Source organism: Citrobacter sp. Marseille-Q6884 (genome assembly GCF_945906775.1).
Taxonomy (GTDB): Bacteria; Pseudomonadota; Gammaproteobacteria; order Enterobacterales; family Enterobacteriaceae; genus Citrobacter.
Window position 1 is genome coordinate 2,484,549 of the sequence record NZ_CAMDRE010000001.1, and the last position, 21,633, is coordinate 2,506,181.

The 21,633-nt window shown below is 53.3% G+C and carries 20 protein-coding genes; 11 read left to right on the top strand and 9 right to left on the bottom strand.

The features are described from left to right. Window positions 1–151: 151 nt before the first annotated feature. Window positions 152–1,285 (top strand): LPS O-antigen length regulator Wzz(fepE), encoded by a 1,134-nt coding sequence (gene wzz(fepE), locus N7268_RS11655; RefSeq protein ID WP_260863051.1) that lies wholly within the window; start codon window positions 152–154, stop codon window positions 1,283–1,285. A gap of 45 nt (window positions 1,286–1,330) precedes the next feature. Here the strand turns inward: wzz(fepE) and fepC are convergent, their stop codons facing one another. The 3 genes from fepC to fepD are packed head-to-tail and all read right to left on the bottom strand — an operon-like array spanning window position 1,331 to window position 4,121. Further along, window positions 1,331–2,128 carry an iron-enterobactin ABC transporter ATP-binding protein gene (gene fepC, locus N7268_RS11660; RefSeq protein ID WP_260863053.1) on the bottom strand — a complete coding sequence of 266 codons (798 nt, stop codon included), beginning with the start codon at window positions 2,126–2,128 and terminating at the stop codon, window positions 1,331–1,333. After that, complete coding sequence (fepG, locus tag N7268_RS11665; protein WP_260863055.1) at window positions 2,125–3,117, bottom strand: iron-enterobactin ABC transporter permease; 993 nt, start codon at window positions 3,115–3,117, stop codon at window positions 2,125–2,127. The genes fepC and fepG overlap by 4 nt, the downstream gene beginning before the upstream one ends. Continuing rightward, complete coding sequence (gene fepD, locus N7268_RS11670) at window positions 3,114–4,121, bottom strand: Fe(3+)-siderophore ABC transporter permease (RefSeq protein ID WP_260863057.1); 1,008 nt, start codon at window positions 4,119–4,121, stop codon at window positions 3,114–3,116. The genes fepG and fepD overlap by 4 nt, the downstream gene beginning before the upstream one ends. A gap of 154 nt (window positions 4,122–4,275) precedes the next feature. On the opposite strand from fepD, the gene entS reads away from it, so the two are divergent. Then, the gene (gene entS / locus N7268_RS11675; protein WP_260863059.1) at window positions 4,276–5,520 is read left to right on the top strand and encodes an enterobactin transporter EntS; all 1,245 of its coding nucleotides are present in this window, start codon (window positions 4,276–4,278) and stop codon (window positions 5,518–5,520) included. Between the two features lie 101 nt (window positions 5,521–5,621). Here the strand turns inward: entS and fepB are convergent, their stop codons facing one another. Then, window positions 5,622–6,581, bottom strand: a complete 960-nt coding sequence (fepB, locus tag N7268_RS11680; RefSeq protein ID WP_260863061.1) for a Fe2+-enterobactin ABC transporter substrate-binding protein — start codon at window positions 6,579–6,581, stop codon at window positions 5,622–5,624. Between the two features lie 187 nt (window positions 6,582–6,768). Between fepB and entC the strand changes: the two genes are divergently transcribed. From entC to N7268_RS11715, 7 genes are all read left to right on the top strand, one after another. After that, window positions 6,769–7,944, top strand: coding sequence for an isochorismate synthase EntC (gene entC, locus N7268_RS11685; RefSeq protein WP_260863062.1), 1,176 nt, complete (start codon window positions 6,769–6,771; stop codon window positions 7,942–7,944). Between the two features lie 32 nt (window positions 7,945–7,976). Next, window positions 7,977–9,587, top strand: coding sequence for a (2,3-dihydroxybenzoyl)adenylate synthase EntE (gene entE / locus N7268_RS11690; RefSeq protein WP_260863063.1), 1,611 nt, complete (start codon window positions 7,977–7,979; stop codon window positions 9,585–9,587). 13 nt (window positions 9,588–9,600) lie between these two features. Then, the gene (locus tag N7268_RS11695) at window positions 9,601–10,461 is read left to right on the top strand and encodes an isochorismatase (protein ID WP_260863064.1); all 861 of its coding nucleotides are present in this window, start codon (window positions 9,601–9,603) and stop codon (window positions 10,459–10,461) included. Next, the gene (entA, locus tag N7268_RS11700) at window positions 10,458–11,213 is read left to right on the top strand and encodes a 2,3-dihydro-2,3-dihydroxybenzoate dehydrogenase EntA (RefSeq protein ID WP_260863065.1); all 756 of its coding nucleotides are present in this window, start codon (window positions 10,458–10,460) and stop codon (window positions 11,211–11,213) included. The genes N7268_RS11695 and entA overlap by 4 nt, the downstream gene beginning before the upstream one ends. A gap of 2 nt (window positions 11,214–11,215) precedes the next feature. Further along, window positions 11,216–11,629 carry a proofreading thioesterase EntH gene (entH, locus tag N7268_RS11705; RefSeq protein ID WP_260863066.1) on the top strand — a complete coding sequence of 138 codons (414 nt, stop codon included), beginning with the start codon at window positions 11,216–11,218 and terminating at the stop codon, window positions 11,627–11,629. Window positions 11,630–11,813: 184 nt separating this feature from the next. After that, on the top strand, window positions 11,814–13,919 hold the full coding sequence (gene cstA, locus N7268_RS11710; protein WP_260863067.1) for a pyruvate/proton symporter CstA: 2,106 nt from the start codon (window positions 11,814–11,816) through the stop codon (window positions 13,917–13,919). A 64-nt stretch (window positions 13,920–13,983) separates the two neighbouring features. Beyond that, complete coding sequence (locus N7268_RS11715; RefSeq protein WP_151218731.1) at window positions 13,984–14,181, top strand: YbdD/YjiX family protein; 198 nt, start codon at window positions 13,984–13,986, stop codon at window positions 14,179–14,181. Window positions 14,182–14,261: 80 nt separating this feature from the next. Here the strand turns inward: N7268_RS11715 and N7268_RS11720 are convergent, their stop codons facing one another. Next, on the bottom strand, window positions 14,262–15,350 hold the full coding sequence (locus N7268_RS11720; RefSeq protein WP_260863068.1) for an oxidoreductase: 1,089 nt from the start codon (window positions 15,348–15,350) through the stop codon (window positions 14,262–14,264). A 132-nt stretch (window positions 15,351–15,482) separates the two neighbouring features. On the opposite strand from N7268_RS11720, the gene N7268_RS11725 reads away from it, so the two are divergent. Continuing rightward, complete coding sequence (locus N7268_RS11725) at window positions 15,483–16,643, top strand: pyridoxal phosphate-dependent aminotransferase (protein WP_260863069.1); 1,161 nt, start codon at window positions 15,483–15,485, stop codon at window positions 16,641–16,643. On the opposite strand, the gene N7268_RS11730 is transcribed toward N7268_RS11725, so the two are convergent. The 4 genes from N7268_RS11730 to dsbG all read right to left on the bottom strand — a co-directional run bounded on the left by N7268_RS11730 (window position 16,644) and on the right by dsbG (window position 20,502). After that, window positions 16,644–17,261, bottom strand: coding sequence for an IbrB-like domain-containing protein (locus N7268_RS11730; RefSeq protein ID WP_260863070.1), 618 nt, complete (start codon window positions 17,259–17,261; stop codon window positions 16,644–16,646). Beyond that, the gene (locus tag N7268_RS11735; protein ID WP_260863071.1) at window positions 17,246–18,469 is read right to left on the bottom strand and encodes a phosphoadenosine phosphosulfate reductase; all 1,224 of its coding nucleotides are present in this window, start codon (window positions 18,467–18,469) and stop codon (window positions 17,246–17,248) included. The genes N7268_RS11730 and N7268_RS11735 overlap by 16 nt, the downstream gene beginning before the upstream one ends. 148 nt (window positions 18,470–18,617) lie before the next feature. Then, window positions 18,618–19,544 carry a DNA-binding transcriptional repressor CitR gene (citR, locus tag N7268_RS11740; protein ID WP_260863072.1) on the bottom strand — a complete coding sequence of 309 codons (927 nt, stop codon included), beginning with the start codon at window positions 19,542–19,544 and terminating at the stop codon, window positions 18,618–18,620. 211 nt (window positions 19,545–19,755) lie between these two features. Then, the gene (gene dsbG, locus N7268_RS11745; protein ID WP_260863073.1) at window positions 19,756–20,502 is read right to left on the bottom strand and encodes a thiol:disulfide interchange protein DsbG; all 747 of its coding nucleotides are present in this window, start codon (window positions 20,500–20,502) and stop codon (window positions 19,756–19,758) included. Between the two features lie 371 nt (window positions 20,503–20,873). Between dsbG and ahpC the strand changes: the two genes are divergently transcribed. Then, window positions 20,874–21,437, top strand: coding sequence for an alkyl hydroperoxide reductase subunit C (gene ahpC / locus N7268_RS11750; protein WP_260863074.1), 564 nt, complete (start codon window positions 20,874–20,876; stop codon window positions 21,435–21,437). Window positions 21,438–21,633 lie beyond the last annotated feature (196 nt).

Here is a 21,633-nt window from a genome sequence, read left to right on the forward strand (position 1 = left end):
CTCTACTTACATAAGCTGAAAGGTGACAAATTCCTAATATTACATTTGGTAGGGGTTCGTGTGTAAAGAGTGTTTCGGATAATTCTGACTAACTGTTAAACTTCGCCCACGGAAGTACTTTTCTTTTGGCAAAGATTTCAGGTTACACGACATGTCATCACTCAATATCAAGCAAGATAAAGATTCAGAATTCACTGCTTATCCGCCCGCAACGGTAAATGGAAATGAAATTGATTTAGTAAACCTGATCGAGATTTTATGGCGAGCCAGGACGAAAATTATTGCGACCGTTTTTGCTTTTGCCTGTGTGGGTATTCTGGTCTCTTTCCTGCTTCCACAAAAATGGACCAGCCAGGCCATCGTGACGCCTGCCGAACCTATTCAGTGGCAGGGTCTTGAGAATACGCTAACCAAATTACGCGTGCTGGACATGGACATTAGCGTAAATCGTGGTGATGTGTTTAACCTGTTTATCAAAAAATTCCAGTCGCCTTCGCTCCTGGAAGAGTATCTGCGTTCTTCACCGTATGTGATGGATCAACTGAAAGGTGCTGAAATCGACGAAATGGAACTTCACCGGGCGATTGTCAGACTCGGCGAGAAAATGACGGCCGTTGACAGTAACCGTGATAAGAAGAATGAGACCTCGTTGTATACCGCGTGGACGCTGAGTTTCACTGCGCCCCTGCCAGAAGAAGCGCAGGCTGTGCTGGCCGGCTATATCCAGTATATTTCTGATCTTGTTGTGAAAGAAACGCTGCAGGATATTCGTAATAAACTGGCGATCAAAACCAGCTATGAGAAAGAAAGACTGGAGATGGACCGGGTCAGACTCAAAAATCAGTTGGAAGCAAATATTCAGCGTCTCAATTATTCGCTGGAAATTGCGAATGCCGCTGGCATTAAAAAGCCGGTTTACAGCAATGGTCAGGCGGTCAAAGATGACCCTGATTTCTCTATTTCACTGGGCGCGGATGGTATCACGCGTAAATTAGAAATCGAAAAATCGGTAACAGATGTTGCAGAAATTAACGGTGAATTACGTAACCGCCAATATCACGTTGACCAGCTGTTAGCGCTGAATGTGAATGACGTGAAGTTTACGCCGTTTAAATATCAACTTTCACCGTCATTGCCGGTGAAAAAAGACGGACCCGCGAAATCCATGATCGTTATTCTGGCGATGTTACTGGGCGGAATGGTGGCGTGCGGTGGAGTATTGCTGAATCATGCCATGATGAACCGTAAACAAAATGCCGCATTTCTTGGGCAGCAGCTGGTATAAATGATTATGTATGGCGGTGAGAATGCCGCCATACATTAAATCCAGTTATCTCTTGCGTCCGAGCGGCACTACCAACGGCGTTCCTGCAATAGGGTCGTCGATTATCATGCAACGAAGCCCATAAATACGTTCGATAAGCTCTGCAGTAACAATATCCTTTGGCGCACCCTGCGCAATAATTTTCCCTTCACGTAGTGCGATCAGATGGGTGGCGTACCGGCATGCCTGGTTAAGATCGTGCAGCACGGCGGCGAGCGTATACCCTTTCTCCCGGTTCAGCTCGCTGAGCAGCTCCAGTAAGTCAATTTGATGGCTGATATCCAGCCAGGTGGTTGGCTCATCAAGCAGCATAATGGAGGTTTCCTGCGCCAGTACCATGGCAATCCATGCGCGTTGCCGCTGCCCACCGGAAAGCGTATCCACACTTTGCGCCGCCAGATGAGTGATACCTGTGGCTTGCATTGCGTTGGATACGGCGTCTTCATCCTCTTTGCGCCAGCGGGTAAATAACGGCTGATGCGGGTAGCGACCGCGAGCAACGAGTTCCTGCACGGTAATATCGCCAGGCGTGGTGGCGTTTTGCGCCAACAGGCCAATTCGGCGAGCCACCTCTTTGCTGGCATAGTGCTGAATATGTTCACCGTCCAGCCAGACCTTGCCGTGTGCGGGCGTCATCAGACGACTCAACGTACGCAGCAACGTCGATTTACCACAGCCGTTTGGCCCAATAATGGCGGTGAAATGACCATCGGGGATCGACACGTCAAGGTTTTCTGCGACGGTAAATTTGCCATAACCCAGCGTTAACTGGTCGCCACGCAAACGGGCTACTGATTCGGTCATTTTTTGCGGGACTCCTGAATTAACAAGACGATAAGATAAATACCGCCAAGGCTTACGGTCACAACGCCAACCGGAAGCTGATAAGGCATAAATAATTGCTGGGCGCATAAATCCGCCATCAACAGCAAGAGCGCGCCGCATAACGCCGATTGGGTTAATCCCCAGCGTGCTGTGCCGCTAAGACGACGGGCGATATGCGGTGCGACAAGAGCGATAAAAGAGATAGGACCCGCCAGCGCGGTCGCGGCGGCGGTAAGGATAACGGCCACCAGCATCATCATCAGACGGGATCGCTCGACGCTGACGCCAAGCGCACATGCGCTGTCATCGCCCATTTCCAGTAAGCGCAGCCTGCGCACCAGCAGCGCAGCGCACGCCAGCATCACGATAATCAGCGGCGCGGCGGGCCAGGTTTTTGCCCACGTCAGACCGTTGAGCGATCCGGCATTCCACAGCCCGGCCGTTAGCGCGGTTTCTAAGGAGGCCTTCAGCAGCAGCCAGGTGTTGAACGCCACCAGCATGGCGCGAATACCGATACCGATAATGATCAGCCGGAAGGTGTCGATGCCGTTACGCCACGCCAGCGCCCAGACCACCAGCGAGGTCAGGATGCCACCGAGCATCGCGGCCAGTGCGATGGCGGTAAGATGTTGGCCAAACAGCACCATCGCCACCAGCACGCCGCTCCAGGCCCCGGTATTGAAGCCCATCACGTCCGGGCTGCCCAGCGGGTTACGCATCAGCGACTGAAATATCGCGCCGCTAACGCCCAGCGCCGCGCCAATCAACAGCGCCATCAAGACCCGCGGTAAGCGCCATTCGGTCACCACCAGCGTAATGCTACGCGGCGCATCACCGAGCAATGCAGCAATAATTTGTTGGGTCTCCAGCGTCACCACACCGCTACGCAGACTCCACAACCCGATGGCGAGGCAACCCACAACCAGTAGCAGGCAACTGATAAGCAGTCGGCGGGAAAGGTGCATCATGCGCCACCTCCGCGTTGTTTACGTCGCACCAGGAAGATCAGCACCGGTGCGCCGATAAACGCGCTGACCACTGAAACGCGTAACTCTCCGGGAACAATCAGGCGGCCGATGATATCGGCAATTAACAATAACGACGGGGTCGCAAGCAGGGTGACAGGCAGCGACCAGCGGTGATCGGCACCCACCAGCCAGCGCGCCATATGCGGCATCATTAGACCGATAAATGCGATAGGACCGACAATCGCGGTCGCACTTCCGCACAGTACAGTAATCACCAGCAGACCGATAATCTGGGTGCGTGCGACCTTGCTACCCAGCGCGGTGGCGGTATCGCTCCCCAGACTCAGGCTGTTCAGGGCGCGGCAGAGGCACAACGCAACGACACCGGCGATCAGTACAGGGATCAGCACAACCTTCAGCGTTTGCAGACTGCGAATATCCAGCGAGCCAGCTTGCCAGAAACGCAGTTGATCGTAGACATCCGGGTTCAGCAGTGCGATGCCGTTGGACAGCCCCTCCAGTACGGCACCCAAAGCGACACCTGCCAGTGTCAAACGTACCGGGCTTAACTGACCGCCACCCTGGCTACCGGTAAACGCCACGATCAACGAGGCCACCAGCGCGCCGGCAAAGGCCATTCCGAGCTGCTCTTGTGGAGAGGAAAAACCGAACAGTGCCGCACCCAGCACAATGGCGAAACTGGCACCAGAATTGACGCCAAGAATTCCCGGGTCGGCGAGTGGGTTACGTGTGAGCGTTTGCATCAATGCACCAGCCAGCCCCAGTGCGCCGCCCGCGAGGAGTCCGGCCAGGGTGCGCGGGAGTCGCGCGTCCAGCACGATGGTGCAATCCGCGCTTTGGCAGGTGCCCGTGAGCGCATCAAGTACAACGGATGCAGGTAGCGACTTTGCGCCAATAACCAGACTTAATGCCGTAGAGAGAACAAGTAATAACAGTAATCCGGGCACGGCAACGGCGCGTGTCACGGAAACAGAGCATGACATATCAACTTCCCTGATAATGATAGTAATTATCGTTATCTATCTTATTTACGTATGTTAGCATGTGCAGCCACAGAATGGATATTTAAAAAAACAGGTATGTACCTCATCCTTCAGGCCATACCCTGAATGAGAGTATGTGTCTTAAGGCGTTGTAATGAATAAAAAATCCTGGTTACTGAATCTCAGTCTGTTAAAGACCCACCCCGCATTTCGCGCAGTCTTCCTTGCTCGTTTTATTTCCATCGTATCCCTGGGGTTGCTGGGCGTTGCGGTGCCGGTACAGATCCAGATGATGACCCACTCCACCTGGCAGGTCGGTTTATCGGTGACGTTAACCGGTAGCGCCATGTTTATTGGCCTGATGGTGGGCGGGGTACTGGCGGATCGCTACGAGCGTAAAAAAGTGATCCTGCTGGCGCGGGGAACCTGCGGCATTGGCTTTATTGGGCTGTGTCTCAACGCACTGTTGCCGGAACCTTCGCTGTTGGCGATTTATATACTTGGTTTATGGGACGGCTTTTTTGCGTCGCTGGGCGTGACGGCACTCCTGGCGGCAACGCCAGCGCTGGTGGGGCGTGAAAATCTGATGCAGGCAGGGGCGATTACCATGCTGACAGTGCGACTGGGGTCGGTCATTTCACCGATGATCGGTGGGGTGCTGCTGGCGACGGGCGGGGTTGCCTGGAACTACGGTCTGGCGGCAGCCGGCACCTTTATTACCTTGTTGCCGTTGCTGAGTCTTCCGGCGCTGCCACCGCCGCCACAACCGCGTGAACATCCGCTGAAATCGCTGCTGGCCGCGTTTCGCTTTTTGCTCGCCAGCCCGCTGATTGGCGGCATAGCGCTTCTTGGCGGACTGCTGACGATGGCGAGCGCCGTGCGTGTGCTTTACCCCGCGCTGGCGATCGGCTGGCAGATGTCTGCCGCGCAGATTGGTCTTCTGTATGCGGCGATTCCGCTGGGCGCTGCCGTTGGCGCACTGACCAGCGGCCAGCTGGCGCACAGTATCCGTCCTGGTTTAATTATGCTGGCCTCGACCGTTGCCTCTTTCCTGGCAATCGGTCTGTTTGGGCTGATGCCGGTCTGGGAACTGGGCGTTCTCTGTCTGGCCCTGTTTGGCTGGCTGAGCGCGGTCAGTTCTCTGTTGCAATACACGATGTTGCAGACGCAGACACCGGAAGCGATGCTCGGGCGAATGAATGGTTTGTGGACGGCGCAAAACGTAACCGGGGATGCGATTGGCGCAGCGCTGTTAGGTGGCTTGGGGGCGATGATGACCCCGGTGGCATCGGCAAGCGTCAGTGGCTTTGGCCTGGTCATCGTGGGTCTGTTGTTGCTGCTGCTGTTGGGTGAGTTACGTCGATTCCGTCAGACGCCGCCTGCGCCCGAGATAGCCTGATGCGGGAGAGCGACGCGATAGCATTTTGCTCCGGTCGCTTGCCATTCTCTTCTGTAGACCGGGTAACACGACGCTGTCACCCGGCAATTGAAGAATGCAACTTAACCAAACAGGGCCGAGAGGTGTTGCAGCAACAGCGTGGCGCTGTAGTAGTCCAGACGGAAGGTTTCCGTCCCCAGCGCGTAGACGCGTTTATTCTGTACGGCGGGCAGATGCGCCAGCAGCGGATTCGCGTAAATAGCGTCGGCATCTTTGCTGTCTCCGGCAAACAGGAACAGCGCCTCGCCATTCAGTCCGGTTGCCAGATTTTCACCGCCAAGCTGGATGATATCGTGACGCTTACCCTGACTCTGGCTGGTGTGCAGACCGGCAGGCAGCGGTGCCAGCGTGAAGCCCAACTGCTCCATCAGCTTGCCCTGCGCGGATTCCGGCGTCCATAAGTTAGCGCTGTGCGCGGCAGCGGTATACACCAGCGCGCTGACCGGCTGGGGGGGCAGGGTAATATGTTGTTTGACCGCGAGCAGTTGCTTGTCGAATTCGGCAATACGCGCCGCTGCTTGTTGTTCATGGCCGGTGATTTCACCTAACTGCGTCAGCAGCGACTGCCAGCTTTTGTCGTCGTAATTAATGATAAGCGTTGGGGCAATCGTGGAAAGCTGATCGTAAAGCGCGAGAGCGGAATCCCCCCCGGTGGCGCTGATCAGGATCAGGTCAGGCATTTGTGCGGCAACGGCTTCGGCGCTCGGTTCACCAATGTACAGTCGACTCAGCTTGCGGGCTTTGGCCACATCGCTCCACTGGCGCAAAAAGCCCTGAGCGTCACCGATACGGTTATTTGGCGTGGTAGCGCCACTGGCGATGATTGGCGCATCAATAGCCAGCAACGAACCGGTCAGGGTAACGCTGGTGGAAACAATACGCTGAGGCTTTTGCGCCAGCGTGTGTGTCCCGCGGCTGTCGGTGACCTGACGTGGCCAGTCAGCGGCATGCGTTAAAGAAATTCCTGAAATAGACAGTCCAACCAGTAAGAGCGCAGTGCGGTAAAACCCGGAAAGTCTCACAAATAAGCATCCTGTTATCAATGAAGTTAATGCTTCTCATTTTCATTGTTACGCGGCAGGGATGCAAGCCTAAGTCGCACATTGTGCTACCACAAGAGTTGACATGCCGCCGCTTTGCTTTTAGGTTAGCGACCGAAAATATAAATGATAATCATTATTAGAGCCTTTATCATTTTTGGAGGATGATATGGATATGTCACTGGCCGAGGAAGAAATACAGACAATGGCAACGCTTGCCCCCGACAGTTTTTTCTTTATGTCGCCGTATCGTAGCTTTACGACGTCAGGATGCTTTGCCCGCTATGCGGAACCGGCAATCAATGGCGATTCGCCGGACAGCCCTTTCCAACAGAAAATGCACGCGCTGTTTACCGATGCCAAATCGCAGGGTATCGACAATCCCGTTATGGTCGGTGCTATTCCTTTTGATACTCGCCAGCCGTCGTCACTGTTTATTCCCCGATCATGGCAGACGTTCTCCCGTACGGCGAAGCAGCAATCCTCACGTTACTTTACCGCCCATCAGTCGCTAAATGTCATTGAACGCAAAGCGATCCCTGAACAAGACTTTTTTGAAGACATGGTTGCCCGTGCGGCAGCGCTGACGGCGACCCCGGAAGTGGACAAAGTGGTGCTGTCACGCCTGATCGATATTGCCACGGATGCTGCCATTGACAGCGGCGCGCTGCTGGAGCGTCTGGTGGCGCAAAACCCGGCAAGCTTCAACTTCCATGTGCCGCTCGAAGACGGCGGCGTACTGCTGGGCGCCAGCCCGGAATTGCTGCTACGCAAAGACGGTGAGCGCTTCAGTTCACTACCGCTGGCCGGATCGGCTCGCCGCCAGCCCGATGATGTGCTGGACAGGGAAGCTGGCAATCGTCTGCTGGCCTCTGAAAAAGACCGGCATGAACACGAACTGGTGACGCAGGCAATGAAAGCCGTTCTGCGCGATCGCAGCAGTGAACTGCAACTCCCGTCATCTCCTCAACTGGTGACGACGCCGACGCTCTGGCATCTCGGAACCCCGTTTGAAGGTAAAGCCAATGCCCGGGAAAACGCGCTGACGCTGGCGTGTCTGCTGCACCCGACGCCAGCGTTAAGCGGCTTCCCGCATCAGGTTGCCAGCAAATTGATCGCTGAACTGGAGCCTTTTGATCGCGAGCTGTTTGGCGGCATCGTCGGCTGGTGTGACGCAGAAGGCAACGGTGAATGGGTCGTCACGATCCGCTGTGCGAAGTTGCTGCGCAATCAGGTGCGTTTCTTTGCGGGTGCTGGAATTGTACCGGCCTCTTCTCCGGTGGCGGAATGGCGTGAAACAGGCGCGAAGCTTTCTACCATGTTGAATGTTTTTGGACTGCATTAAGAGCCTGGTCCATCAGGCTCTAAGGAGTGATAATGAGTATTCCTTTCACCCGTTGGCCGGAAGCGTTTGCCCGTCGCTACCGTGAAAAAGGCTACTGGCAGGATTTGCCTCTGACCGACATATTGACCCGCCATGCCGACAGCGACCACACGGCTGTTATCGATGGAGAGCGCCATCTGAGCTACCGCCAGCTCAACCAGGCGGCTGACAATCTTGCGGGCAGTCTGCGTCGTCAGGGCGTTAAACCGGGTGAAACCGCGCTGGTTCAGTTGGGTAATGTGGCCGAGCTGTATATCACATTCTTTGCCCTGCTCAAGCTGGGCGTTGCGCCGGTTTTTGCCTTGTTCAGCCATCAGCGAACCGAACTCAATGCCTATGCTGCGCAAATAGAACCGGCGTTGCTGATTGCCGATCGCCAGCACGCGCTATTTGCTGGGGATGATTTCCTTAACACCTTTGTTGCCGAACACAACGCCGTGCGTGTGGTTCTGCTGCTCAATGATGCGGGTGAACACAACCTGCAAAACGCGATAAACCAACCCACGACTGATTTTACTGCGACCCCCTCGCCTGCCGATGAAGTGGCTTATTTCCAGCTTTCCGGGGGAACAACCGGGACGCCAAAACTGATTCCGCGAACCCACAATGATTACTACTACAGCGTGCGCCGCAGCAACGAAATTTGCCATTTTACTGAAGACACGCGCTATTTATGCGCGATCCCGGCGGCGCACAACTACGCCATGAGTTCGCCAGGTGCGCTGGGTGTTTTCCTCGCGGGCGGAACCGTGGTGCTGGCTTCTGACCCGAGTGCCACGCTGTGCTTCCCGTTGATTGAACAACATCAGGTCAATGTCACGGCGCTGGTACCCCCGGCGGTGAGCCTGTGGCTGCAGGCGATTGGCGAGTGGGGTAGCCATGCACAACTGGCGTCGTTGAAACTGCTGCAGGTGGGTGGCGCGCGACTTTCCGCGACACTGGCGGCGCGTATACCGGCGGAAATCGGCTGTCAGCTGCAGCAGGTCTTTGGTATGGCAGAAGGGCTGGTGAACTATACCCGTCTGGACGACAGCCCGGCGCGCATCATCAATACCCAGGGGCGTCCGATGTGCCCGGATGATGAAGTCTGGGTGGCAGATGCCAACGGTAACCCATTACCGCAAGGTGAAACGGGGCGCCTGATGACGCGGGGTCCGTATACCTTCCGTGGCTATTTCAAAAGCCCCGAACATAACGCCAGCGCCTTTGATGCCAACGGATTTTACTGCTCCGGCGATCTGATCTGTATCGATCAGGACGGCTACATCACCGTTCAGGGGCGCGAGAAAGATCAGATCAACCGTGGCGGAGAGAAGATTGCCGCCGAAGAGATTGAAAACCTGTTACTGCGCCATCCGGCGGTCATCCACGCGGCACTGGTCAGTATGGATGATGAGCTGATGGGCGAGAAAAGCTGCGCCTGTCTGGTGGTGAAAGAGCCGCTGCGTGCGGTGCAGGTACGCCGTTTTCTGCGCGAACAGGGCGTGGCGGAATTCAAATTACCAGACCGTGTGGAGTGCGTGGAGACACTGCCGCTGACCCCGGTCGGAAAAGTGGATAAAAAACAATTACGTCAGTGGCTGGCAGCACGTTCACTGGCCTGAAGGAGAAAAAGAGATGGCAATTCCAAAACTGCAGGCTTATGCGTTACCCACGGCGCTTGATATTCCAGAGAACAAAGTTGACTGGGCGTTTGAACCGGAACGCGCGGCGCTGCTGATCCACGATATGCAGGATTATTTTATCGGCTTTTGGGGTGACAACTGCCCGATGATGGAACGGGTGGTGGCGAATATCGCCGCGCTGCGCCAGTACTGTAAAGCGCACCATATTCCGGTCTATTACACCGCGCAGCCGAAAGAGCAGAGCGATGAAGATCGCGCATTGCTGAATGATATGTGGGGGCCGGGCCTGACTCGCTCCCCCGAGCAGCAAAAAATCGTTGATGCGCTGGCGCCGGATGAAGCGGACACCATTCTGGTCAAGTGGCGTTACAGTGCCTTCCACCGTTCTCCGCTGGAACAGATGCTGAAAGAGACCGGCCGCAATCAGCTGATCATCACCGGTGTTTACGCGCATATTGGTTGTATGACCACGGCAACGGATGCCTTCATGCGCGATATCAAACCGTTTATGGTCGCTGATGCGCTGGCGGACTTCAGTCGTGATGAACACCTGATGTCGCTGAAATATGTCGCAGGACGTTCCGGTCGGGTGGTGATGACCCAGGAATTATTACCGACGCCGGTGCCTGCCAGTAAAGCGGCGCTGCGAGCGGCTATCCTGCCGCTGCTGGATGAGTCAGACGAGCCGATGGATGATGAAAACCTGATCGACTATGGTTTGGATTCGGTGCGTATGATGGCGCTGGCGGCACGCTGGCGTAAGGTTCATGGCGATATCGACTTCGTCATGCTGGCGAAAAACCCGACGATTGATGCCTGGTGGACGCTGCTTTCCCGCGAGGTGACGTCATGACCGGATTCGACTTCACCGGTAAAACCGTCTGGGTTACCGGTGCAGGAAAAGGTATTGGCTACACGACTGCACTGGCGTTTGCAGCTGCCGGCGCACGGGTGACAGGTTTCGATCGGGCGTTTACTCAGGATAGCTATCCGTTCACGACTGAAATCATGGATGTGGCGAATGCCGGGCAGGTGGCTGAGGTATGCCAGCGCGCGCTGCAAAGCTGTGAACGTCTGGATGTGCTGGTCAATGCAGCAGGGATTTTGCGCATGGGGCCAACCGATGCGCTGAGCGCGGAGGACTGGCAACAGACGTTTGCCGTCAACGTCGGCGGCGCGTTTAACCTTTTTCAACAAACGATGGCGCAGTTTCGTCATCAGCAGGGTGGGGCGATTGTGACCGTTGCGTCAGATGCGGCGCATACGCCGCGTATCGGCATGAGCGCTTATGGCGCGTCAAAAGCGGCGCTAAAAAGCCTGGCGCTGACCGTGGGGCTGGAACTGGCGGGCAGCGGCGTGCGCTGTAATGTGGTTTCTCCAGGGTCAACCGACACCGACATGCAGCGTACGCTGTGGGTCAGCGACGATGCCGAGCAGCAACGTATTCGCGGGTTTGGCGAACAGTTTAAACTCGGTATCCCGCTCGGGAAAATCGCCCATCCGCAGGAGATTGCCAACACCATCTTATTTCTCGCCTCCGACCTGGCCAGCCATATCACATTGCAGGACATCGTGGTGGATGGCGGCTCTACGCTGGGAGCATGACGATGATCTGGAAACGGCATTTAACGCTTGATGAACTGAATGCGACCAGCCAGAACACGTTGGTGGCGCACTTAAGTATTGTCTATACGCGACTGGGCGATGAGGTGCTGGAAGCCGAAATGCCGGTGGATAGCCGCACGCATCAGCCGTTTGGTCTGCTGCACGGCGGTGCCTCGGCGGCGCTGGCGGAGACACTGGGATCCATGGCGGGTTACCTGATGACGCGTGACGGCCAGTGTGTGGTGGGAACGGAGCTGAACGCGACACATCATCGCGCGGTGTCGCAAGGAAAAGTGCGTGGCGTCTGCCAGCCGTTGCATCTCGGGCGTCAGAATCAAAGTTGGGAAATCGTTATTTTTGATGAGCAGGGACGTCGCTGTTGTTCCTGCCGTTTAGGGACCGCGGTGATGGGGTGACGTTACCGACAGAGTAAAATGAAATTGCAGGGTTAACAGGTAAATGAAGTGATCCAGTTAACAATGCAATGTAAATAGTCAGTGATATATCGGGTTTGCATGGTTGTCAGGTTGTTAAATCCAGGAAAGGTGTTATAGAAACAAAATGTAACATCTCTCTGGAACACGCAAACGGATAACAACTATGAACAAATCAGGGAAATACCTCGTCTGGACAGTGCTCTCCGTTATGGGAGCATTTGCCCTGGGATATATTGCGTTAAACCGTGGTGAACAGATCAACGCGTTGTGGATAGTGGTGGCGTCGATCTGTGTCTATCTTATTGCCTACCGTTTTTATGGCCTGTACATCGCAAAAAATGTGCTGGCGCTTGACCCGACGCGTATGACGCCAGCCGTGCGTCATAACGACGGTCTCGATTACGTTCCCACCGATAAAAAAGTGCTGTTTGGTCACCATTTCGCGGCAATCGCCGGGGCGGGCCCGTTAGTCGGACCGGTGCTGGCAGCGCAAATGGGCTATCTGCCTGGGATGATCTGGCTGCTGGCGGGGGTGGTGCTGGCGGGCGCGGTGCAGGACTTTATGGTGCTGTTTGTCTCTACCCGTCGCGATGGTCGTTCCCTTGGCGAACTGGTGAAAGAAGAGATGGGGCCGACGGCCGGTGTGATTGCGCTGGTGGCCTGCTTTATGATCATGGTGATTATCCTCGCGGTACTGGCGATGATCGTCGTCAAGGCGCTGACCCACAGCCCATGGGGAACGTACACCGTGGCGTTCACTATCCCGCTGGCGATCTTTATGGGAATTTACCTGCGCTATCTGCGTCCGGGTCGCATTGGGGAAGTGTCGGTGATTGGCCTGGTGTTCCTCGTCTTCGCCATTATTTCCGGTGGTTGGGTGGCAGCAAGCCCGACCTGGGCGCCGTACTTTGACTTTACGGGTGTGCAACTGACCTGGATGCTGGTGGGTTACGGTTTTGTGGCCGCCGTTCTGCCGGTATGGCTGCTCCTGGCGCCGCGTGACTACCTCTCTACCTTCCTGAAGATCGGTACCATTGTAGGTCTGGCCGTCGGTATTTTGATCATGCGCCCGACGCTGACCATGCCTGCGTTGACCAAATTTGTTGACGGTACCGGTCCGGTGTGGACGGGTAACCTGTTCCCGTTCCTGTTTATTACCATCGCCTGTGGCGCGGTGTCTGGCTTCCACGCGCTGATCTCTTCGGGTACCACGCCGAAGATGCTGGCGAATGAAGGGCAGGCGTGTTTTATCGGCTACGGCGGGATGCTGATGGAGTCCTTTGTTGCCATCATGGCGCTGGTCTCTGCTTGTATCATCGATCCGGGCGTTTACTTTGCCATGAACAGCCCAATGGCGGTGTTAGCACCGGCAGGGACGGTTGATGTGGTCGCTTCTGCGGCACAGGTGGTGAGCAGCTGGGGCTTTGCCATTACCCCGGATACGTTGCATCAAATCGCGAATGAAGTGGGCGAGCAATCCATTATTTCCCGCGCAGGCGGCGCACCAACACTGGCCGTGGGGATGGCTTACATTCTGCACGGGGCGCTGGGCGGTATGATGGATGTCGCGTTCTGGTATCACTTCGCTATTCTGTTTGAAGCGCTGTTTATTCTGACGGCGGTCGATGCCGGTACGCGCGCTGCGCGTTTTATGTTGCAGGATCTGTTGGGTGTGGTGTCGCCGGGTCTGAAACGTACCGACTCACTGCCTGCAAACCTGCTAGCGACGGCGTTGTGCGTGCTGGCCTGGGGTTACTTCCTGCATCAGGGCGTGGTGGATCCATTAGGGGGGATTAACACCCTGTGGCCGCTGTTTGGTATCGCCAACCAGATGCTGGCTGGTATGGCGCTGATGCTGTGTGCCGTGGTGCTGTTCAAGATGAAACGTCAGCGTTATGCATGGGTAGCGCTGGTGCCAACGGCCTGGCTGCTGATTTGTACCCTGACGGCAGGCTGGCAGAAAGCGTTTAGCCCGGATGCGAAAATCGGTTTCCTGGCTATCGCTAACAAGTTCCAGGCAATGATCGACAGCGGTAACATTCCGGCGCAGTACACCCAGTCGCAACTGACGCAGCTGGTGTTCAACAACCGCCTCGATGCAGGGTTGACCGTCTTCTTTATGGTTGTGGTGGTCGTACTGGGTCTGTTCTCCATCAAAACTGCGCTGGCAGCGTTGAAAGAGGACAAACCAACGTCGAAAGAAACACCGTACGAACCGATGCCGGAGAATGTCGAAGAGATCGTGGCGCAGGCGAAAGGCGCGCACTAATATTCTCTTATCCAAAAAGCCCTCTCCTTAACGGGGGAGGGCGTTTGTATGACAGGGAATCACTATGTTTGAAACACTCTCAAAAGCCGGGAAATATTTAGGTCAAACCGCCCGGTTAATGATCGGCGTACCGGATTATGACAACTATGTCGAGCACATGCGCGTCACCCACCCGGATCAGACGCCAATGACCTATGAAGAATTTTTCCGTGAGCGGCAGGATGCGCGATATGGCGGGAAAGGTGGCGCACGCTGCTGCTAATGCTCTTAATCATTCGAGCATTTGACGTTGTAATGCGTTCCTGGCCTGATAAGCGTAGCGCTATCAGGCACAATCAACGATTAAACCGTGAACGATTCTACCTTTTCAAATGCGGCGCGCAGGGTTGCGGGCGTTAACGTGACGGGCAGCGAATGAATGGATTCTACCGGACGCAGGGTATGTGCAATCACCTTCTCGATCTCTGCGTGGTTATCAATATCCACCGCTAACTGGGCCAGTCGGGTCGGCAGATTGAACCGCTGGTAAGCGGCAATCAGCTGCGCCAGAACATCATCCTGTCCCAGCAGCGCGCTCTGAACCAGAATGCCGTACGCGACCTTAGTGCCATGTAAAAACTGTTCGGTTTGCGGCAGTACCGTCAGCCCGTTATGCACTGAATGTGCGGCGGCCACGCGGGTATACCGTTCACCCAGACCGCCGACCATTCCCCCGCCGGCGATGATGGCATCGACCACATCGCAAAAAGCCTGCGTCAATTCCCCACGTTGTTGATCTGCCAGCGCCTGTTCGCTGCTCTGGAGCAGGACGTCACGGATTGCCAGTGCGCCGTTGAGCCCCAGGCGCACGGTCAGAGGCAATGTTTCAGGCTGCGGCGCAAGCACGACCGCTTCATACCATTTCGCCAGCGTGTCGCCGATACCTGCCAGTAAATACGCTTCTGGTGCATTGAGAATGATCTGGGGTTCCACCAGTACCAGAAAATTGGCGTCATCGAATATCTCGAAATGCAGCGCCTGACCGGCATCGTTGTACCAGACTGAGAGCGGTGTCCAGGCGGCACAGGTGGCGGCAATCGTTGGGATGGCAACGAAAGGTAGATTAAGCCGACGCGCCAGCGCTTTGGCCGTGTCGAGCATCGTGCCGCCACCCACGCCAATCACGACGCTGCGATTGTCGCCAGCGTCTTTTGCCAGTTGCTGAACGTCTGTTTCACTGCAATGGCCAGTAAAAAGCAGGTGCTTCGCATCGGCAAGCGTAAAGGCATCCGGCAGCCAGGGACGCGCGGCGGCGATGGCGCGTTCGCCATACACCCAGACGGCGCGTGCGAGTTGTTCAGGGGAGAAAAAATCGTTCAGTCTGGAGAGACTGCCGGTATGGGAAAAATAATTGGCCGGGCCGGTGACGACGCGAATTTCGGTGTGACTCATATTGTGTTGTCCTTTTAGCTGTCCTGTCCAGGCAGGTTATTTTTATATAGACGTCTGAACGTCTTGATTGCCAAATACTAGCATCGTGTTATAGTGGCTTCAACAACAACATCACCTGTCGGGATAACAATAATGAGTAATAACCCACTGATTGTTCAAAGCAAACTACCCAATCTGGGCACCACAATCTTTACGCAAATGAGTGCGCTGGCGCAGGCGCATCAGGCGATTAATCTCTCTCAGGGATTTCCTGATTTTGATGGTCCGCACTATTTACAAGCGCGTCTGGCGTATCACGTGGCGCAAGGCGCGAATCAATATGCGCCGATGACGGGCGTGCAGGCGCTACGTGAAGCGATTGCCGACAAGACTGCCGGGTTATACGGCTACACGCCGGATGCAAACAGTGAAGTGACTGTGACGGCCGGAGCCACGGAAGCGTTGTATGCCGCCATTACCGCCCTGGTTCGACCCGGAGATGAGGTCATCTGTTTTGATCCAAGCTACGACAGCTATGCGCCTGCGGTAGCGTTGTCCGGCGGCGTCGTTAAACGTATTGCGCTGCAGCCGCCGCATTTTCGTGTGGACTGGCAGGCATTTGCCGCGTTGCTGAGCGATCGTACCCGCCTGGTTATCCTCAATACGCCACACAATCCTTCTGCCACCGTCTGGTGTCAGGCGGATTTTGATGCGTTGTGGCAAGCAATTAAAGATCGCGAGATTTTTGTCGTCAGTGATGAAGTCTATGAACATATCTGTTTTGCGACACAAGGGCACGTCAGCGTACTGGCGCATGCGCAGCTGAGGGAGCGTGCGGTTGCCGTTTCCTCATTCGGTAAAACCTATCATATGACCGGCTGGAAGGTTGGGTACTGTGTTGCGCCGCAGGCTATCAGCGTGGAGCTACGCAAAGTGCATCAGTATTTGACCTTTTCGGTCAATACTCCGGCACAGTTGGCACTGGCGGATATGCTGCGGGAAGATCCGGCGCACTACCGCGATCTGCCCGCGTTTTATCAGCAAAAACGCGATGTTCTGGTCAACGCGCTGCGCGACAGTCGGCTGGAAATTCTGCCCAGCGAAGGCACCTATTTTTTGCTGATTGATTACAGCGCAGTCTCTGAGCTCAACGATGTTGAATTTTGCCAGTGGCTGACCAAAGAGGTGGGCGTTGCCGCGATCCCGTTGTCCGTGTTCTGCGCCGATCCGTTCCCCCACAAATTGATTCGATTATGCTTTGCCAAGCAAGAATCGACGCTGCTGGCGGCGGCAGAACGCCTGTCGTCGCTGTAGCTATTTCACCGTCCAGGCTTTGGAGAATCGGCGGTCGGCAAATAATTCCTGCAGGCCGTTGATTTGCTTCAGGCGTAACACTTCATCGCTGTCCATGCCTAACTCTTTCCCCATTTTCTCGTCGCTCCAGCCTAATTGCGCGAGTTCACGAACGATTTCTGACATCGCGTGGATTTGATGACGGCCACGGGCGCGATTGTGACGGATTGTCGCCGCCATGCGTTCATGACGATCGCCCTGTAAACAGGCGACGGGCAGATAACCTTTCAACCGGGAATGAAGCGAAGGTTTGCCTGTACCTAATTCGTGGCGGTGGAAACCATCAACGATTTCATAGACTTCATCTGTTGATTGCACCACAACGATGGGCTGCGTGAACCCGTCTGTTTCGATGGACTTCAGGAGAAGCTTTTTCTCGGGCGGCGCCACGTTGTTAGGATTGTAGTCATTCGGTGAGACCGCTTCGTTTTTGACCCACAATACACAATCTACGGGCTCTTCACGAAAAGGACTGACACGGTGGATCGCCATTCTGAATTCATTTATCGCGGCAATGCGCTCTTCTTCCGGTAGATCAGAGAGAAAGTGCGTAATTTCCTGCGTTAATCGTTGTTGCATAAGAGACCCCATTCATGACGTTTTGCTTTCATTCGTTCGGAATAACGTTGGTAGTTTTTCGATTTTGTTGGACTGAATGAGAGAGCCCGGCACCAGTAATCATTATTCAGGATCACTTTGCAGATACGCCGCCACGATGGGATATCTTTCGAACCAATATCCCCCTCCTGCGTCTGAGGGATCGCGTTGATTCCTTTTTTTCTGTACCACTGCAGGTAGACGGCAATTTTATTGCGGTAATGTTCTGCCGTCTGTTCAGGCATGCTGTTCAACAGTAACAGGGCATACTCTTCCCAGCTTAGGTGTTCTGGTTTGAGTATTTTGCGGTGACCGTAAAAATGGTTATCCTGGCCGGCGTAAATCCCTCCGCTTTTCACACCGCTGACGCGGGCGCACATGGCTGCCCAGCGTTCCGGTTCAATGACGTGATACAGCCATAGCCCCTGGCGTTGCTCTGGTCCAAAAGGTTCACAAATGCGCATATAACGTGTCGGGACGCCAGCCTGGTACATCAGGTTATACAGGGGATTACACGTTTTTTGTGTTTTCGCGAACCATGTCCAGATGTCGGCGGTTTTCCAGTCGTAAAGCGGATAGATATACCAGGTATGACCGCCAGGCGCTGCGGTAGTCCAGGGTTTATCATCGGCGAAGCGCTGTTTTCGCGAGTTGGCAATAGCAACAAAGCGGTTATATGACTCGTCGGCGCGTATGCCGACCATCATGGCGGCGGGGCGTTTTTCTGAAAACCAATCCGCAAAATCACGAACAAAAAGTTCAAAGGTCATGCCGGGTTGATAAAAAGGAAAAAAGGTCGGGTCGGTAATGGCGTCGTCGGGAGGATGGCGAACCCACTGTGTATTCGGTTCCCAACATTGCCATTCGGGTTGATATTGTGAAAGTGAATTTTGTGTTGTGAGTGGCAATGCCACCCAATAAAACTGCTCAATCACATCGGAATAATATTTTCGTAATGTCTCAACATACTCGATAGTGCATGAAAACTGTGCCTCCCAGTCAATAAACAAAACGCTGATTTTTTTATCTAATTTCCGCGCGAGCATGGCGGTTAAATGTAGCATGAGCCCGGAATCTTTTCCTCCGGAGAACGAAACGCATACGCGCGGTAAATTTTCGAGCGTCCAGCTAATGCGTTCCTGAGCCGCTTCCAGTACATTTTGATTAAGTGGGATTTTATAAATAGACATATCAAATCCATATAGAGATACGACTGGTTACACTCCTGAAAATGCTTGCAGTAAGATATGCTATTTTTGGCGGTGTGCAAAATTTATATGTATTTATCTATATGTTACATGCGTTATTTGTTTTCATTCACGGTATGTATGTGTTTATCTACACCGATGTGTTATCTGTTTGAAAACGGGTATCTGTTATTCTTTTTATCGAATCAGCAAACCCTTTGTTGTTGAGAGAGGCTCTGTTGTACATGAGATAGAGTTGCACGGCAGGTAAGTCCATATCTATATCGATCGCTTTAATATTAAGCATGGGGGCGTAAAATGTGTAAAATTCTTTTGGGATCAGGCCAATAATATCTGTGTCAGCAATGATATTGGTTATGGAGACTAAAGAATCACTGTAGAAACCAATTTTTCGGTTGGTCAAAAACGCGTCGGCTCTGGATTGAAAGCCTTTGATTCCCGACTCCTCAGACAAAAAGTATGTAAACTGTTCTTCGAGTAACTGTTCAATCGTACTGGCAGCATTGATTCTGGGGTGATTTGTATTGCAAATCAGTACGCTTTCAATGGTTTTGAAGGGTGTACAAATAATAGAACGATTAACGGTAGGCGATGCTGTGACGATCAAATCTGCTTTTCGGTAAGCCAGTAAATCTTCAGCCGTTTCAGCAGACATTAATATGTCACGATGTTCAATTTCAATATTCGCATCTTCCCGGAGATAGTGAACCAAATCCATGACGCCTGCGGTAATAATAATTTGTGGACTGTAAATAATGAATTTTTTCTTTAACGTGGAGCTATGCATGATACTGATGGTTTGCTCCAGACTGTTGAGGTTATTTTCAAGGTGATAGTGAAGGTTCATGCCCGTCACTGTCGGCGTAATGCCCTTACCCGAACGAATAAATAGCGGGTCATTAAACTGTGTGCGGAGCCTTTGCAGTGACTGGCTTACCGCTGAAGGGGTAATGTACAGCGTTTCTGCCGCTTTGCTGATACTTAAGTGTTGGTAAATACATTCAAAAATAACCAACAGGTTGAGATCGAATTTTTTTAGATCATAGAGATTTGCCATCTATGTATTCCCATTACAGTATTGTGAGCTTGAGGTTAAAACATTCTATTTTTATATATTACATAGTGTAATTATTTAACTGTAAAATATTTCGTGGGCTTAATATGCTATTAATAAAAACTAAAATAACACAGCCAGTATCTGTTTTACGAGGGAAATATTTAACGAGTGATTGAAATGAGAACGATAACAATCACTCTTTGGGTTATCTTTATTTATTTCCCATTATAATGTTTAACTTCTCTTTATCCGGTAAACCCACTTCCTGTTGTAACGTATTGTCCTTACTCATGTAATAGATCGCCGGTGTCACGTTGGCGCCTAAATCATCCATCAACTTTTGATTGATATTCAGCGTCTTCATCTGTTCTGGAGGGACCGATGACGGGATTTCCAGCGTCAATTTGCCGCCTGATGCTTCATAGTCATGCCAGGTTTTAGCGGGATCTTTGGTTGCCAGAATCGCTGCGGCGGTTGCCGGACTTTCTGGTTTGATCACGCCAACCAGTAACGTACGCAGTTGAACTTTGCCGGCGTCTACCCATGGTCTTGCCTGTTGCCAGAACTGTTTACAATAAGGGCAGAAGGGATCGGCAAACACGTAGACAACAACCGGCGCGTCTTTTTTTCCATCCAGAATCCACGGCGCTTTTTCCATGCGCTGCCACATTTCACGACCTGCGGGCGCATAAATCTCTTTTTCGATTAACGCATTACTGAGGTTTTCACCTTTTTCATTATACATGTAGCCGGAAATGGCGTGTTTACCGTCGGGCGTGACATAGATCGTCACTCCCATGTCCTGATATTTTCCCAGGTAGCCCTTCAGTCCGCCTGGCGCATCAAAAGGTTTCAGGATCGTAATTCCCTGTTTTTCGATGGCTTTCACCGGAGCCGGTAACTCTTCGGCATGTACGACAGCAGGTAACAGGGCTAACAGTAATGTGCGCTTTAGCATTGATTTTCCTTATAAAATTCGCAAGAAAGGGCGCCAGATTGTAAAACCTATCACAGCCATAGGTAAGATCGACGCTCCGTCGATTGCCCTTTCTTTGGTTGGGTGATGTAATCCCAATCGCTGTTACAACCTTTGTTAAGGTAATGTAGAGCGCAACACTTAGCCAGTTCTGCTGGCGCCGAGGTTACTTACGGGTAACCCGGGTAATGGGGCTCCCTGCAAAGGGGGCCTTTTTACTTTTGGCTCAAAGTTCACAATGGGTTTGAGTCGGTTGTTAGTTAACGCTTATTGATTTGATAAAGGAAACGCATTAGCCCTGTTCAGCAATTTTCGTTAACTTATCCCTCAACGAAAACACGGAGGAAGTACAGATGTCTTTGATTAACACCAAAATTAAACCTTTCAAAAACCAGGCATTCAAAAACGGCGAATTCATCGAAGTCACCGAGAAAGATACCGAAGGTCGTTGGAGTGTCTTCTTCTTCTACCCGGCTGACTTTACTTTCGTTTGCCCGACCGAACTGGGTGACGTTGCAGACCATTACCAAGAACTGCAGAAGCTGGGCGTAGACGTTTACTCTGTGTCTACCGACACCCACTTTACTCACAAAGCATGGCACAGCAGCTCTGAAACCATCGCGAAAATCAAATATGCGATGATCGGCGACCCGACCGGCGCCCTGACCCGTAATTTCGACAATATGCGTGAAGATGAAGGTCTGGCTGACCGCGCAACTTTCGTTGTTGACCCGCAGGGTATCATTCAGGCTATCGAAGTTACCGCTGAAGGTATCGGCCGTGATGCATCTGACCTGCTGCGTAAAATCAAAGCGGCTCAGTATGTTGCGTCTCACCCAGGCGAAGTTTGCCCGGCTAAATGGAAAGAAGGTGAAGCGACTCTGGCCCCGTCTCTGGACCTGGTCGGTAAAATCTAAATTTCCGTCGTCTTTCACGCCTAGCGGCGTTGGCGTCACCTGTTCACCCCGGTCACTTACTTATGTAAGCTCCCGGGGATTCACAGGCTAGCCGCCTGGCTCTGACGCGAAATACTTAGGAAATTATTCATTTAAAACGGGTATTTAAGGTACCCGTTTCTTCAACACACCATGATGCAAGTTGCATTCAGGCTGC

Bases quoted from the DNA above. Each gene is read 5' to 3' on its own strand.
- fepC (WP_260863053.1), bottom strand. From the start codon at position 2,128: ATGACCGAATCAGTAGCCCGTTTGCGTGGCGACCAGTTAACGCTGGGT.
- fepG (WP_260863055.1), bottom strand. From the start codon at position 3,117: ATGATGCACCTTTCCCGCCGACTGCTTATCAGTTGCCTGCTACTGGTT.
- fepD (WP_260863057.1), bottom strand. From the start codon at position 4,121: ATGTCATGCTCTGTTTCCGTGACACGCGCCGTTGCCGTGCCCGGATTA.
- entS (WP_260863059.1), top strand. From the start codon at position 4,276: ATGAATAAAAAATCCTGGTTACTGAATCTCAGTCTGTTAAAGACCCAC.
- entC (WP_260863062.1), top strand. From the start codon at position 6,769: ATGGATATGTCACTGGCCGAGGAAGAAATACAGACAATGGCAACGCTT.
- entE (WP_260863063.1), top strand. From the start codon at position 7,977: ATGAGTATTCCTTTCACCCGTTGGCCGGAAGCGTTTGCCCGTCGCTAC.
- N7268_RS11695 (WP_260863064.1), top strand. From the start codon at position 9,601: ATGGCAATTCCAAAACTGCAGGCTTATGCGTTACCCACGGCGCTTGAT.
- entA (WP_260863065.1), top strand. From the start codon at position 10,458: ATGACCGGATTCGACTTCACCGGTAAAACCGTCTGGGTTACCGGTGCA.
- entH (WP_260863066.1), top strand. From the start codon at position 11,216: ATGATCTGGAAACGGCATTTAACGCTTGATGAACTGAATGCGACCAGC.
- cstA (WP_260863067.1), top strand. From the start codon at position 11,814: ATGAACAAATCAGGGAAATACCTCGTCTGGACAGTGCTCTCCGTTATG.
- N7268_RS11715 (WP_151218731.1), top strand. From the start codon at position 13,984: ATGTTTGAAACACTCTCAAAAGCCGGGAAATATTTAGGTCAAACCGCC.
- N7268_RS11720 (WP_260863068.1), bottom strand. From the start codon at position 15,350: ATGAGTCACACCGAAATTCGCGTCGTCACCGGCCCGGCCAATTATTTT.
- N7268_RS11725 (WP_260863069.1), top strand. From the start codon at position 15,483: ATGAGTAATAACCCACTGATTGTTCAAAGCAAACTACCCAATCTGGGC.
- N7268_RS11730 (WP_260863070.1), bottom strand. From the start codon at position 17,261: ATGCAACAACGATTAACGCAGGAAATTACGCACTTTCTCTCTGATCTA.
- N7268_RS11735 (WP_260863071.1), bottom strand. From the start codon at position 18,469: ATGTCTATTTATAAAATCCCACTTAATCAAAATGTACTGGAAGCGGCT.
- citR (WP_260863072.1), bottom strand. From the start codon at position 19,544: ATGGCAAATCTCTATGATCTAAAAAAATTCGATCTCAACCTGTTGGTT.
- dsbG (WP_260863073.1), bottom strand. From the start codon at position 20,502: ATGCTAAAGCGCACATTACTGTTAGCCCTGTTACCTGCTGTCGTACAT.
- ahpC (WP_260863074.1), top strand. From the start codon at position 20,874: ATGTCTTTGATTAACACCAAAATTAAACCTTTCAAAAACCAGGCATTC.